This is a genomic window from Nocardioides litoris (genome assembly GCF_006346315.1).
Classification (GTDB): domain Bacteria; phylum Actinomycetota; class Actinomycetes; order Propionibacteriales; family Nocardioidaceae; genus Nocardioides; species Nocardioides litoris.
In genome coordinates this window covers 1,466,626-1,480,372 of record NZ_VDMR01000001.1, presented here as the reverse complement: position 1 = coordinate 1,480,372, position 13,747 = coordinate 1,466,626, and the positions used below count along the sequence as shown (strand labels likewise).

Sequence of the window (13,747 nt, the reverse complement as noted above, 5' to 3'; positions counted from 1 at the left end):
CCCGCTCAGTCGAGCGAGTGGCGCACGTGCAGCGCGAGGCGGGTCGCGACCCGGCCCGGCGGGGACGCCAGGGCGACCTCGACGGGCAGCAGCGGCAGCGGCAGGCGCCGCCGGGCGGTGGTCGTGCGGGCCCGGGCGAAGGTGCGCAGGCCCTGCTCGCCGGCGAACGGGCCCCACCCGCGGGCCCCGAGCGCCGCACGCGGCAGCCCGCCCTCGGCCGCGGCCTGTGCGGCGGCGGGGAGGTTGACGCTCACCTCGGACGCCCCGAGCAGACCGGCCAGGTGGGCGCCGTGCCGGGCCGAGTGCACCGCGACCTCGGCGCCCGGGTGGGCGCGCAGCCGCTCGACGAGCACCTCGAAGGTCGGCGCCGTCTCGACCCGTACGTCGACGCGCGGCCCGGGCAGGGCGAGCGGGTCGGACCCGCCGCGGCGGCGTCCGAGGGCCCGGGGCAGGCCCCGGCGGGGCGCGGGTGCCCCGGCCCGGTCGAGCTCGCTGCGGAACGCGTCGAGGACCGACGGCGCGACGTACACCTCGGGCGGGGGACCGTCGTCGCCGCGGCCGAGCCCGGCGACCGCGGCCGCGGCGGCCGCGAGGTCGGCGTCGGGGGCGACCAGGGTCACGGGGGCGACGACGGGCACGACCGTGGCGGGCACCATGGCCCGGGCAGCGGCGGTGCTGACGCGGACGCCCGCGACCGGGGAGCCGAGGTAGCAGAGGCGGTCGACCGCGCTGCCGGCGAGCGCCACGGCGGTCGTGTCGTCGCCGGTGACGGCCTGCAGCAGGCCGCCCGGTGCGTCGGGCTGTGCCCGGCCCAGGGCGTCGACCCAGGCCGAGAGCACGGCGGTGAGGCGTCCGCCGGGCTGGAGCACGACGGGGTTGCCGGCGAGCAGGGCGCAGGTGGTGGCCGACGCGGCGGCGTACAGGGACGGGCGGCCGGCGGTCACGACGGCGACCACGCCCTCGGGCACCCAGGACTCGGTGCGCCCGAGCTCGGGGCTGAGCCGTCCGGCACCGACGCCGCGGCTGGCCAGGACCGACGGGGCGGCGCGCTCGGCCCACCGCAGGTGCTCGACCGACCGCAGCACCTCGACCATGGCCTCGTCGAGGTCGAGGCCGGCCTCGCGCTGGAGCAGGCCGGCGAGGTCGACGGCCGAGCGCCACAGCTCGCCTCGCCAGGTGCGCAGCGCCCGTGCCCTGGCGCCTGGCGACGCCGCGGCCCACGGGGCGGCCGCCTCCCGGGCCCGCGCGACGGCCGCGCGCACCCCGGCCTCGCCCACGACCGGGAACGACCCGAGCACGGACCCGTCGGTGCGGTCGACGACGTCGAAGGTGGTCGGGGGCACGGGTCCACGGTGGCATCCCCCTGGGCGCGGTCCACGACGACCCGCCGTGGCGTCGGCCACACGCGGGCCCGCCCGGGCCAGGCCACGGGCCTCGACCAGCGTCAGCGGGGACGGTCGGGGGGCACGCGGGCGACGCGGAGGGCGGTGGCGAGCATCCGGTAGTGGCCGGCGAGCAGCACGACCTCGAGGGCGCGGGGCTCGTCGTAGGCGTCGACGAGCGCGGCCCAGCTGTCGTCGCCGAGGTCCTCGGTGGCGTGCAGCTCGTCGGTGACGCGCAGCAGCAGCGCCTCGGTGGCCGACCAGCCGGCGGCGTCGGGTCCGTCGGCGACCCGGTCGACCTCGGCCGCGGAGAGGCCGGCCGCGCGGGCGATGTGGCGGTGCTGGGCGAGCTCGTAGTCTGACCCGGCGAGGGTGCCGACGCGGAGGATGACGAGCTCGGTCTCGCGGCGGGTCAGCCGGCCGCCGCCGAGCAGCGCCCCGGCGAAGGCCAGCCACGGCCAGAACACGCGCTGGTGGCGGCCCAGGGTGCGGAAGACGCCCGGCGGCTCGGTGCCGAGCCGGCGCCCGGCGACCGCCGCGAACCCCCGGACCAGCAGTCCGCGCCCGGGCGCCACCCGCTGCGCCCGGCTCACAGGTCGCTCCGGCGGGCCCGCTCGACCTCGGGCAGCACCCGGTGGGCACCCGCGCTCATCGCACGCATGGCCAGCACGTAGACGGGCGGGGCCCAGCACTGGAGGGCGTGGATCGCCCGGACGTCGGGCGAGGTGTAGACCCAGTACCGACCGTGCCGTACGCCGTCCCAGATGGCCGTCGCGGCCTGCTCGGGCGTCACGGCGCGGCGGCGGAAGCCCGCGTGCGCCCGGCGGAACGCCTCGCCCTGGCGGTCGACGCCGGCGATCTGCACGGTCTCGGTCAGCGGCGTGGCGACGCCGCCGGGGACGACCAGGCTGACCCCGATGCCGTGGCGGCGCAGGTCGAAGCGCAGCACCTCCGACACGCCGCGCAGGCCGAACTTCGACGCGCTGTAGGCGGCGTGCCACGGCATGCCGATGATCCCGGCGGCGGAGGACACGTTGACCAGGTGCCCGCCGCGACCGGCGTCGACCATCGGCGGCACCAGGCGCTCGATCACGCGGATGGGACCCATGAGGTTGACGTCGACCAGCCGCCGCCAGTCGTCGTGCTCGAGACCGGTCACCGTGCCCCAGCGCGAGATGCCGGCGACGTTGAGGACGATGTCCATCGACCCGTGCTCGGCCGTGAGCGGGTCGGTGGTCGCGACCACCGCGTCGTGGTCGGCCAGGTCGACCGGCTCGGCCCACCGGGCGTGCAGTCGCTCGGCGACCTCGGCCAGCGGCTCGGCCTGCACGTCGGTCAGGTGCAGCACCGCCCCCTGCGCGGCCGCCTGCTCGGCCACGGCGCGGCCGATGCCGCTGGCCGCCCCGGTGACGAAGACGCGCGCGCCCGCCAGGTCGCGGAAGCGGCGCACGCGTGTCACGGGGCGGCGTCTAGAGCAACGGTCGCAGCGGGCTGAGGAACGACTCGGTGAAGCGCCGGTGGAGGTCGCGGGTCTCCCACTCCCCCAGCGTCAGCGGCACCGCGTTGGACTCGTCGGTGCGGAAGACCCGCTCGAGCTCGGCGGCGAGGTCGGCGTCGATGACCTCGACGTTGATCTCGTAGTTGCCGCGCAGGCTGAGACGGTCGATGTTGGCAGTGCCGACCGTGCTCCACGTGCCGTCGACGGTCGCGGTCTTGGCGTGCACCATCGCCCCCTTGAACCGCAGGACGTGCACCCCCGCCTCGAGCAGCTGGGAGAAGTACCCGCGCGAGATCCAGTCGGCCACGATGTGGTTGGACTTCAGCGGGATGAGCAGGCGTACGTCGACGCCGCGGCGCGCGGCCGCCTTGAGCGCGTCGACGAAGTCCTGGTCGGGGATGAAGTAGGCGGTGGTGAGCCAGACGTTGTTGCTGGCCCGGTTGATGGCCTCGAGGTACATCGCCCGGATCGGGAACATCCACAGCCGCGGCACGTTGCGCTGCACCCGGATCCGCGGCTCCCACGTCGAGGCCGTCTCGAGCAGCAGCGGGCGCTCGCTGTGGCGCAGGCGGCGGCGCCGGTGCAGGTTCCAGAAGTCGGCGAAGGCGCGCTTGAGGTCCCACACGCCGGGGCCGGTGACCCGCACGTGGGTGTCGCGCCACTCGGTGGCGTAGGCGTCGCCGACGTTGAACCCGCCGACGAACCCGGTCTCGTCGTCGACGACCAGGATCTTGCGGTGGTCGCGGCCGTAGCGGCGCAGGTCGAAGAAGCGCCACCCGGCGGCGTACACGGGGAAGCGCAGGACCTTCATGGTCGGCGGGAAGTGCTTGAAGACCGGCGAGACGACGAGGTTGGCGAACCCGTCGTAGATGCAGTAGACCTCCACCCCGCGCTCGCCGGCGCGGGCCAGGGCCTGCTTGAACCGCTCGCCGGTCTCGTCGCCCTTCCAGATGTAGGTCTCGAACAGCACCTGCTTCTGGGCCGCGTCGATGGCGGCGATCATGTCGTCGTACAGGTCGGCGCCGTAGGTGTACGTCGTCACGGTGCTCTCGCCGATCGCGACCGTGCTCGGTGCGGTGACCGGGAAGGGCTTGGGCTTCTTGCCGCGGCGGCGGTAGGAGTCGACGAGCGACATCGCGACCGCGAGGGCGACCTGGAGGCCGAGCACGGTCAGCAGCGTGCGCCGCAGCGCTCCCAGCGCCCGGTCGACGTCGATGCCCCGCACGCGCTCAACCTAGCGGGCGGGCCACGCGTCGGTGAGACGCGGCGTCCGCGGACGTCGGCCGCGTGGTGTGCTCGAGAGGTGACGACCGACGCCCGGACCGAGCCGACGGGTCCCGCGACCGTGGGCGCCGGGCGACGCTGGTCGATGCTCGGGGCGAGCACGCTGGCCCAGGCCTCGGCCGCGGTGATGATGCACGGGCCGGCGTTCCTCATCCCGGCGCTGTGCGAGCAGCGCGGGCTCAGCCTGGCCGAGGCGGGCGCCGTGGCGGCGGCGCCGATGGTCGGCGTGATGCTGACCCTGGTCGCCTGGGGCCTGCTGTCCGACCGCCGCGGCGAGCGGCTCGCGCTCGTGGCCGGGCTCGCCCTGACCGCCGCGGCCGGTGGGCTGTCGCTGCTGGCGGACGGCGACCTGCTGCTCGCCGCCGCGCTGCTCCTCGGCGGGGCGGCTGCGGCGAGCACCAACGCCGCGTCGGGCCGCGTGGTCGTCGGCTGGTTCCCACCGCAGCGCCGGGGCCTGGCCATGGGCATCCGGCAGATGGCCCAGCCGGTCGGCGTGGGCGTCGCGGCCGTGACCATCGCCGCCGTCGCCGACGCCCACGGCGTGCGCGCCGCCCTGCTGGTGCCGACGCTGGCCGCCCTGGTCGCGCTCGTGGTGGTCGCCCTCGTCGTCCTCGACCCGCCGCGCCCGCCGGCGGCCGAGGCGAGGGAGGCGCGCAACCCCTACCGCGCCGACGGCTTCCTGGCGCGGGTGCACGGGGTCTCGGTGCTCCTGGTCGTGCCGCAGTTCGTCGTGTGGACGTTCAGCCTGGTCTGGCTGGTCGAGGAGCGCGGCTGGTCACCCGCGGCCGCCGGCGCGCTCGTCGCAGGTGCGCAGGTGGCCGCCGCCCTCGGGCGGATCGGGGCCGGGCAGCTCTCCGACCTGGTGCGCTCCCGGATGCGCCCGCTGCGCTGGGTCGCGGTGGCCGCCTCGGCCACCATGGCCCTCCTCGGGCTGGCCGCCGGGCTCGGCTCGGCGCTCGCCGTCCCGCTGCTGGTGGTCGCGACCGTGCTCACCGTCGCCGACAACGGCCTGGCCTTCACCGCCGTGGCCGAGCGGGCCGGGCCGTTCTGGTCCGGCCGGGCCCTCGGCGTCCAGAACACCGCCCAGTTCCTCACCGCCGCCCTCGTCCCGCCGCTCGGCGGGCTGCTCGTCACCCACGCGGGGTACGCCGCGTCGTTCGCGATCGTCGCGGCGCTGCCGCTCCTCGCCGTCGGCCTCGTCCCTGTCGCCGCGGAGCGCGACCTGGAGTGACCTGGAGTGACCCGCGCGCGGCCGCTCGCGGGCCGGCGAGGACGTCGACCGGGGCCGCGGTCAGACCCGTCGGGTCACCGAGGCCGGCAGGTGAGTGCGCGGCGCCATGCGCGCCCCGTGCCGCGGCCGGTGCAACCCGGCCATCGCCACCAGGGCCGGCACCCGCCCGCGCTGGGGTCGCCACGGCTCGAGGTAGGCCTCGAGCTCGGCGTCGTCGAACGGGGTGCCGGTCAGCGCCCAGCCGACGTCCTTGGCGACGTGGTAGTCGCCGAACGAGACCGCGTCGGGGTCACCGAAGGTGCGCTGGCGCACCTCGGCGCAGGTCCACCGGCCGATGCCGGGGATGGTGCGCAGCCGCCTCTCGGCCTCGACCGGGCCGACCTCGATCGCACGCTCCAGGCTGTCGGCGACCCGGGCCACGGTGACCACGGCCCGCGACCGGGCGTGGTCGACGTGCATGCGCAGCCACTCCCACGACGGGATCCTGCGCAGGACGGTCGGCGCCGGCTGCACCCAGAGCCGACGCTCGGCGCCGGGCCCGGGCGCGCGCTCGCCGTACCGGTGGACGAGCATGCGGAACCCGGCGAACGCCTCCTGCCCGGTGACCTTCTGCTCCAGGATCGCCGGCACCAGGGCCTCCATGAGCAGGCCCGTGCGACCCAGGCGGGCGTGCGGGTGGTGCTTGCGGGCTTCTGCGAGGACCGGGTGGCGGGGCTCGAAGCCCTCCCAGCTGTCCTCGGCGCCGAGCAGGGCCGGCAGGCCGTCGAGCACCCACGTGGCCCCGGGCCCCCAGGCCCGCGCGTGCACCTCGCCCAGGGCCGGGCGGGCCTCGACGAGCAGGGTGGCCGGGCCCTCGGGCGTGCGGATGCCGCGCCAGGTGCGGCCGGCCTCGTCGACGCGGTAGGTCGGGTCTCCGCCGCCGCGCTTGTGCAGCCGCATCACCGAGCCGACCGGGCAGGGCCAGTCGGGTCGCCAGACCCGCTGCTCCCCCGTCGATCCGGTGCCGTCCACGCCGACCAGGGTAGGTCGGACCACCGACACCGGCCGGCGCGCGGTGAGAAGGTGCGCGCATGGTGCTCCAGATCGCCGACGACGGCCGCGTCCGCACGCTCACCCTCGACCGGCCCGAGGCGCTCAACGCCTTCAACGAGGCCCTGTACGACGCCACGGCCGACGCCCTGCTCGCCGCCGACGCCGACCCCGACGTCGCGGTGGTGCTGCTGACCGGTGCCGGGCGCGCGTTCTCGGCGGGCACGGACCTGCTCGAGATGCACCGCATCGCCACCGACCCGGCGTTCGAGCGCGGCCGGCACGGCTTCCCGGGCTTGGTCGACGCGCTGGAGTCGTTGTCCAAGCCCCTCGTGGTGGCCGTCAACGGCGTCGGGCTCGGCATCGGCGCGACCGTGCTCGGCTTCGCCGACCTCGCGCTCATGGCCTCGACCGCCCGGCTGAGGTGCCCGTTCACCAGCCTCGGGGTCGCACCGGAGGCCGCGTCGTCGTACCTGCTCCCGCGGCTGGTCGGCCACCAGCAGGCCGCCTGGATGCTGCTCTCGGCCGAGTGGGTCGGCGCCGAGGAGGCGCTCGCGACGGGCCTGGTGTGGCGGGTCTGCGAGCCCGACGACCTGCTGGCCGAGGCCCACCGCCACGCCGCCGTGCTCGCCTCGCGGCCGGTGTCGTCGCTGGTCGCGGTCAAGCGCGCGATGACCGCGCCCCTGCGCGCGGGCATCGCCGGGGCCCGGGACCGCGAGAACGCCGCCTTCGCCGAGCTGATGGGCGGCCCGGCCAACCTCGAGGCCCTGGCGGCCTTCGCCGAGGGCCGGGAACCCGACTTCCGCGGGCTCTAGTGGGCTCGGTCCCTACACTGCTTCACGACGGCACGAAAGACCTTCGGCGCCCATGGGGGGATGACGGCATGGCGAGCAGCCCGGCCACCGAGCGGCGCGCCCGCCTCGACCGCGAGACGGTCGTGCTGACGGCCGAGGCCCTCGTCGACCGCGAGGGGTACGACGCGCTCTCGATGACGCTGCTCGCCGGCGAGCTCGAGACCCGGGTCTCCTCGCTCTACAACCACGTCGCCAACCTCGAGGACCTCCGCAGCGACGTCCAGGTGCGGGCCATGGAGCTGCTCGGCCGGCAGGTGCAGCGGGCAGCGATGGGCCATGCCGGCGCCGACGGCCTGCGCGTGCTCAGCCACGCCCTGCGTACCTTCGCTCGCGCCTACCCGCAGCGCTACGCCGCGCTCACGCGTGCCCCCATCGACCGCGACCGCTTCCTCGCCGCGGCCGGCGAGGTGATCGAGGCGATGGGCGTCATGGTCCGCTCCACCGGTCACGACGAGGAGCGCATCCTCCCGCTCGGCATGGCCATCTTCTCCGCCCTGCACGGGTTCGTCTCGCTCGAGGCGAGCGGCTACTTCGACGGCGTCCCGCAGCTCGACGAGGTCTTCGAGCAGGTCGTCCGCGGTGCGGTGACGTCTGCGGTGCTCGACGTCACCCGCTGAGGTCCCTGGTCTCGAGACAGGCGCTGGCGCGCCTTCCTCGACCACCGTGGGCCCACCACAGGCGGGCGCCCCGACCCGACGAGTCCGGGCCACACGGCGCACGGAGCGCAGGGGAGGCGAGGGTGCCGGTCGGGTCCGCCGTGCCAGGTCGCGGCAGCGGCCCGGTGCGACGCGGGCCCGCGGCACGCGCCGCACCGGAGCGCCCCATCCAGCTCAGCGGGGCTCGGTGACCCGGATCGTGTACGACGCCGCGGTGCCGTAGATGAGCAGGAAGCCGCTGTAGACGGCGCCCGGCGGGATGGCGACGGTCTCGCCGTCGAGGACGAAGCCGCCGCCGGCGATGGGCTGGCAGGCCTCGTCGTAGAAGTACAGCTGGAACTCGCCCAGCGGCACGTCGGCGCTGACCTCGGCGGCGTGGCGGCCGTCGCCGGCCCCCTTCGGCAGCCGGGCGAAGTGGGCGTCGCCGCCGTTGGCGCTCGGCAGGCCGGGGCAGGTCCAGGTGAGCTCGGTGGCGCCCGGCTTGTAGGGGTCGAGGCCGAGCAGCGAGCCCTGGGCCGGGTTGCCCACGGCGACCGAGCCCGCGTAGCTCACGGGCTTGTCGGGCTTGGGCAGCCGGGGCTTGATGCCGCGGGCGTCTCCGAAGGCCTGCACCTCGGCCACGACGGCGGTCGAGGCGTTGGTGGCCGCGGTGCCGAAGACGTCCGCGGCCACGGCCCGCACGAACCGGGCCTGGACGGGCTTGCGGAGCTCCAGCGTCCGCAGGTTGAGGTCGGGGGCGGCCGGGCGCGGGGCCCGGAAGGAGAACCGGGCGACCTTGACGGTCCGCCAGCGGCGACCGTCGGTCGAGGTCTGCACAACGACCTTCTTGGCCGCGGCGAAGCGCGCGACGCCGATCGGCTTCATCACGCTGACCGCGACGCTGCGCAGGGTCGAGCGCTTCTTCAGCTTCACGGTCACCGACTGGTCGCGACCGGCGTTGTAGGCCCGCGACGACGGGCCGGTGCGCCAGGCCGTGGTCTCGGTGTCGTCGACCAGGTTCGCGGCCGGGAAGGCCGCGGCCTGGCTGGTGGTCCGCACGACCCGGGCGCCGGACGCCGTCGACAGCAGGTTGGGGCGCAGGCGGACCGTCTTGGTGACGGTCCTGCCGCGCGGCACCGAGACGGTGACCCGCTGCACGCCGTACCCGGGCGCCTGCAGGGTCAGCGTGTAGCGGCCGGCGGCGAACCGGGCCACGCCCACGCCGTTCCGGCCGGTCGTGACGACCGGGGTCGCCCGACCCTCGAACCGACCGCCGAGGACGCGGACACCCTTGGCGGGGCCGCCGGCCGAGGCGTTGCGGACCTTGAGGCGGAGGGTGCCGTTGAGGGCGGACCGCTTGACGTCGAACGCCGGGCGCGGGTCGGTGTCGGCCTCGCCGGTGGTCCTGGCCGAGGCCCCGAAGCCGCGCTCGGCGAAGGCGTCCCAGACCAGGTCGGTGTACCTGCTGCCGAAGCGCAGCTGCGCGGCCTTGATGATCGCGTCGCGCATGTCGAGCATCGAGGGCGCCGGCGGCGAGATCGGCATCGCGTCCATGACCATGTGCTGGGCGACGTCGGAGGCCTTGCGCTGGTCGCCGCCGAGCGCGGCGAGCAGCTTGGTCCGCAGCGTCCAGAGGGTGGCGGTCCAGATCTCGCCGTCGGAGTGCACCTCGGGCCCGCTCATGTCGTAGCCGTAGTCGCCGTACGTCGCGGGGCTCTCGGCGTAGTTCCAGTTGCGGATGCCGCGGTGCGGGTCGCCGACGTACGCCGCGGTGACGGCCGAGCGCGACAGGCCGCGCCGGAAGAGGTCGTTCATGGCGAACCAGTCGCCCCAGCCCTCGCCCATCGCGCCGGACTGGCCGGTGGACAGCGACCCGAGGCCGCCGCCGCCGACGTACCGGTTGCTCAGGCCGTGGGCGTACTCGTGCTCGATGATCGAGGTGTCGAAGTCGCCGTCGCGGTTGGGGCCCTCGAAGACGTCGTCGACGAACTCCCACAGGTACATGTTGGTGAAGCCGGGGATGCCGTCGGGCAGGGTCAGCATGTTGGCGTTGTTGCGGCCCAGCGCCAGCACGGCCTCGGTGGCGTTGAGCGCACCGGACTGCGCACCGCCGAAGATCGGGTCACCGCCGACACCGCCGGAGCCGGGCTTGTTGACGAGCTGGAAGTTGCCGCCGGACTCGGTGAAGCCGAAGGCGTAGAACTCGTCGTGGATCCGGTTGTGGTGGTAGAAGAGGTTGGTCGCCGCGGCGTTGGCGTCGGCCTGGTAGCCGGTCGGTGACGCCTTCGAGCGCTCCCAGCTGTTGGTGAAGCGGTAGCGGAACGAGCCGGTCGGGCTGACGGGCCGGTTGTACTGGTCGGCCGCGACGAGCGGCACGGTCCAGGCGATCGCGGTGTTGGCGTTGTTGCCGAGCGTCGTGACGCCGGGCAGGCCGACGAGGCCGGTGGGGTCGAGGTAGCCGCCGGGCGAGGTGGCCGTCCTGCCGAAGCTCTTGACCACGGGCTTGCCGCCCCGGGCCGCGCCCGGGTGGTTCTCGAAGACCTCGCCGTCGGAGTCGTGCTGGACCAGCGACTTGCGCAGCAGCGGACGACCGGTGGCGGCGTCGACGATCGTGGCCCAGGCCTGGTCGAGGCTGGCGATCGTGAGCACGGCGTACGCCGCGCGCCCGCCCTGGGGGGTCGGTAAGGCGACCTTGCGGACCAGCTGGTCGACGCCGAGCGGGCCGCCCTCGAAGACCTCGTAGCCGCCCTTCTGGCCACCGGTGGAGGTGGCGGTGAAGCGGGTGCCGGGCAGCAGCGCCTGGACGACGCCGGTCAACGCCTGGCCCGGGCTGAGGCGGAACTCCCCGAGCAGCCGTCCGGTGCGCACCGGGTCGCCGGCGTACGAGACGACGCGGCCCTGGCGGTCGAGGACGACGGTGAGGATGCCGCCGATGCCCGAGGGCACGCCGCCGAAGCTCTGGGCGAAGCTGACGACGCGGGTGCCCGTGCCGGGCAGCTCGTGGTCGCGCACGACCGACAGGGCGGCGACGTCGGCGGCCGAGAGGCCGAACGCCGCCCGCTGCTCGGCCAGCCAGCCGCGGGCCGCGGCGACCGGCGCGCCGGCGCGCGGACCGGACAGCACGCCGCCGTCGACGCCGAGGGTGCGCGGGGTGCCGGAGGCGTTCCAGGTCGCGACCGCGCCCCGCAGGCGGGCCACCGCGGCGCGCTGGGCGGCGGTCGGGGCCAGCGGCGCGAGCAGCGAGCGGGAGTCGAAGGAGAGGTCGGCCAGACCGTCACCGGCCGGAGGCACGGCGGTGCTGTCGGCGCCGACGGGCGTCGGGCGCGCCGCGACGAGGCCGGCGCCGTCGGTGGCCGCCTCGGCGAGGCTGGGCAGCCCGAGGGTCAGGGCGGAGACGGCCGCGAGGGCGACCGCACGGGTGAGGGTCGAGCGGGTCAACGGGAGTCCATTCGGTTCGTACGACGGCGCGGGTCGGGGTTCGACCGTGCCCTGCCCACGACAACGACCGGACGGTCCTGGGGGTACGCCCGTGTTTGATGCAGTCATGTTGCTCGCAGATGTCGTCGCGACGTCGACCGCCGTCGCCGCCACCCGCTCGCGCAAGGCCAAGACCGTGGCGCTGGCCGACCTCCTGGGCCGCGCGGCCGCGGCCTCGGCGGGCGGCGGACCCGACCTGGAGCTCGCGGTGTCCTACCTCGGCGGGTCGCTGCGCCAGCGGCGCACGGGGGTCGGCTGGCGGGGTCTGTCCTCGCTGCCGCCCCCGGCCGCGACGTCCTCGCTGACCCTCCGCGAGGTCGACGACGCCTTCGAGCGCATCTCGCTGGTCTCCGGCGCCGGGTCGCAGGCCGCCCGCGGCGCGGCCGTGGCCGAGCTGTTCGGCGCCGCCACGGCCGACGAGCAGCGCTGGCTGCGCAACCTGGTCACCGGTGAGGTCCGCCAGGGCGCGCTCGACGCCCTCGTGCAGGAGGCGGTGGCCCAGGCCGCCGAGGTGCCCCTGGCCGCGGTGCGCCGCGCGGCCATGCTCGGCGGGTCCACGGTGGCCGCGGTGCGGGCGGCGTTCAACGGCGGCGAGGCCGCACTGGCCGAGATCGGGCTCGAGGTCGGGCGGCCGGTCCTGCCGATGCTCGCCTCGTCGGCGACCTCGGTGGCCGAGGCGCTGGCCAAGGTCGGGGGCGAGGGCGCGGTCGACACCAAGCTCGACGGCATCCGCGTCCAGGTGCACCGGTGGCCCGGGGCCGACGGCGCCGACGGCGAGGCCGAGGTGCTGGTCGTGACCCGGTCGCTCGACGACATCACCGCCCGGCTGCCGGAGGTCGTGGAGGTGGTCCGCGCCCTCCCGGTGACCTCGGTCGTGCTCGACGGCGAGGTGCTGGCGCTGGCCGACGACGGCCGACCGCGCCCCTTCCAGGAGACCGCCTCGCGCACCGCCATGGGCGAGGGCGTGCGCGTGACGCCGTACTTCTTCGACGTGCTGCACCTCGACGGCCGCGACCTGATCGACTCCCCCGGCCACGAGCGCGCCGCCGCCCTGGAGGCCCTGGTGCCCGCCGAGCACCGGGTGCCGCGGCTGGTCACCTCCGACCCCGAGGCGGCCGAGGCCTTCGTGGCCGAGGTGCTCGCCGCGGGCCACGAGGGCGTCGTCGTCAAGGACCTCGCCGCGCCGTACGCCGCCGGCCGCCGCGGCGCGGCCTGGGTCAAGGTCAAGCCCGTCCACACCCTCGACCTCGTCGTGCTCGCCGTCGAGCGCGGCTCGGGCCGTCGTCGGGGCTGGCTGTCCAACATCCACCTCGGCGCCCGCGACCCGGAGCGCCCGGGCGCGTTCGTGATGGTCGGCAAGACGTTCAAGGGCATGACCGACGAGGTGCTGGCCTGGCAGACCGAGCGCTTCACCGAGCTCGCCGACGGCCCCGCCGACGGGTACGTCGTCCGGGTGCGCCCTGAGCAGGTGGTCGAGATCGCCCTCGACGGCGTCCAGCGCTCCCCGCGCTACCCCGGCGGCGTCGCCCTGCGCTTCGCCCGGGTCGTGCGCTACCGCGACGACAAGACGGCCGCCGAGGCCGACACCATCGACGTCGTGCAGGCCATGCTCGGGTGAGGGGGACGACACGGGGCTCGCGTCACAGTCGTGCAACTCCGAGTTGCACACGCCGTACGATCGAGCGGTGACCACGACCCAGCGCGCCCCCGAGACCGACGGGCGCCGTCGCGCCGCCGCGGCCCGCCGGCGCGCCCGCGAGGCGGAGATCATCGCCGCGACCCGGGCCCAGTTCGACGAGCAGGGCGTGGGCGAGATGCGCATCGAGGACATCGCCAGCGCGGTCGGCATCAACCGCGCGATCGTCTACCGCGTCTTCACGGGCAAGGAGGAGCTCTTCGCGCTCACCCTGGTGAGCTACCTCGACGAGCTGCGCGACGCGCTCGCCGCGGCCTCGGAGGCGGCGACCCGGCCCACCGACCGGCTCTCCGCGATCGTCGGCGCCTTCGTCGACTACGGCGTCACCCACCCCGCGTTCGTCGACTGCGCGCAGGCGCTGATGCGCCGGCGCGGCGAGGACCTGCTGGAGGAGATCACCGAGAGCGCGCTGTTCCGCCTGGGCCGCGCGATCTCCTCGTGCCTGGCCGTGCTCACCACGGCGCTGGAGGAGATGGGCACCCCCGACCCGGCCCTGATGGCCAACACGCTGTACGCCAGCGGCCTCGGCGCCCTGCAGCTGGCCCGCGTCGGCATCCTGGTCAGCGAGACCGCTCCCGGCGTCCCCACCGTCGGCACGATCACCCCCGACCAGGTCCGTGCCCACCTCGTCGCCTCCGCCCTGGCGCTCGCCGGAGCCTGA

At 75.7% G+C, this 13,747-nt stretch carries 11 protein-coding genes; 5 read left to right on the top strand and 6 right to left on the bottom strand.

Going from position 1 to position 13,747, the window contains the following annotated elements:
• Positions 1-5: 5 nt before the first annotated feature.
• The 4 genes from FJQ57_RS07080 to FJQ57_RS07065 form a co-directional block, all read right to left on the bottom strand.
• The gene (locus FJQ57_RS07080; RefSeq protein WP_170219310.1) at positions 6-1,343 is read right to left on the bottom strand and encodes an aldehyde dehydrogenase family protein; all 1,338 of its coding nucleotides are present in this window, start codon (positions 1,341-1,343) and stop codon (positions 6-8) included.
• 101 nt (positions 1,344-1,444) lie between these two features.
• Positions 1,445-1,975 (bottom strand): carboxymuconolactone decarboxylase family protein, encoded by a 531-nt coding sequence (locus tag FJQ57_RS07075; RefSeq protein WP_139978467.1) that lies wholly within the window; start codon positions 1,973-1,975, stop codon positions 1,445-1,447.
• A complete protein-coding gene (locus FJQ57_RS07070; RefSeq protein WP_139978465.1) occupies positions 1,972-2,841 on the bottom strand; it encodes an SDR family oxidoreductase in 870 nt (289 codons plus the stop codon). Before FJQ57_RS07070 ends, FJQ57_RS07075 begins: the two co-directional genes overlap by 4 nt.
• 10 nt (positions 2,842-2,851) lie before the next feature.
• The gene (locus FJQ57_RS07065; protein ID WP_246081629.1) at positions 2,852-4,105 is read right to left on the bottom strand and encodes a phospholipase D-like domain-containing protein; all 1,254 of its coding nucleotides are present in this window, start codon (positions 4,103-4,105) and stop codon (positions 2,852-2,854) included.
• Between the two features lie 78 nt (positions 4,106-4,183).
• Between FJQ57_RS07065 and FJQ57_RS07055 the strand changes: the two genes are divergently transcribed.
• Positions 4,184-5,395, top strand: a complete 1,212-nt coding sequence (locus FJQ57_RS07055; protein ID WP_246081628.1) for an MFS transporter — start codon at positions 4,184-4,186, stop codon at positions 5,393-5,395.
• Positions 5,396-5,455: 60 nt separating this feature from the next.
• Here FJQ57_RS07055 and FJQ57_RS07050 read toward each other — a convergent pair whose 3' ends face one another.
• Complete coding sequence (locus FJQ57_RS07050) at positions 5,456-6,406, bottom strand: DNA-3-methyladenine glycosylase family protein (RefSeq protein WP_246081627.1); 951 nt, start codon at positions 6,404-6,406, stop codon at positions 5,456-5,458.
• Between the two features lie 59 nt (positions 6,407-6,465).
• Here FJQ57_RS07050 and FJQ57_RS07045 point away from each other — a divergent pair, with 59 nt between their 5' ends.
• Together FJQ57_RS07045 and FJQ57_RS07040 are read left to right on the top strand one after the other, a co-directional pair.
• Positions 6,466-7,239, top strand: a complete 774-nt coding sequence (locus tag FJQ57_RS07045; RefSeq protein WP_139978463.1) for an enoyl-CoA hydratase/isomerase family protein — start codon at positions 6,466-6,468, stop codon at positions 7,237-7,239.
• Between the two features lie 68 nt (positions 7,240-7,307).
• Complete coding sequence (locus FJQ57_RS07040) at positions 7,308-7,895, top strand: TetR/AcrR family transcriptional regulator (RefSeq protein ID WP_139978461.1); 588 nt, start codon at positions 7,308-7,310, stop codon at positions 7,893-7,895.
• 213 nt (positions 7,896-8,108) lie between these two features.
• Here the strand turns inward: FJQ57_RS07040 and FJQ57_RS07035 are convergent, their stop codons facing one another.
• Positions 8,109-11,351: a M36 family metallopeptidase gene (locus FJQ57_RS07035; protein ID WP_170219309.1), complete on the bottom strand. Its 3,243-nt coding sequence runs from the start codon at positions 11,349-11,351 to the stop codon at positions 8,109-8,111.
• 106 nt (positions 11,352-11,457) lie between these two features.
• On the opposite strand from FJQ57_RS07035, the gene FJQ57_RS07030 reads away from it, so the two are divergent.
• Positions 11,458-13,008, top strand: a complete 1,551-nt coding sequence (locus FJQ57_RS07030; protein WP_139978457.1) for an ATP-dependent DNA ligase — start codon at positions 11,458-11,460, stop codon at positions 13,006-13,008.
• A 67-nt stretch (positions 13,009-13,075) separates the two neighbouring features.
• Positions 13,076-13,747 (top strand): TetR/AcrR family transcriptional regulator, encoded by a 672-nt coding sequence (locus tag FJQ57_RS07025; protein WP_139978455.1) that lies wholly within the window; start codon positions 13,076-13,078, stop codon positions 13,745-13,747.

Bases quoted from the DNA above. Each gene is read 5' to 3' on its own strand.
- FJQ57_RS07045 (WP_139978463.1), top strand. From the start codon at position 6,466: ATGGTGCTCCAGATCGCCGACGACGGCCGCGTCCGCACGCTCACCCTC.
- FJQ57_RS07040 (WP_139978461.1), top strand. From the start codon at position 7,308: ATGGCGAGCAGCCCGGCCACCGAGCGGCGCGCCCGCCTCGACCGCGAG.
- FJQ57_RS07030 (WP_139978457.1), top strand. From the start codon at position 11,458: ATGTTGCTCGCAGATGTCGTCGCGACGTCGACCGCCGTCGCCGCCACC.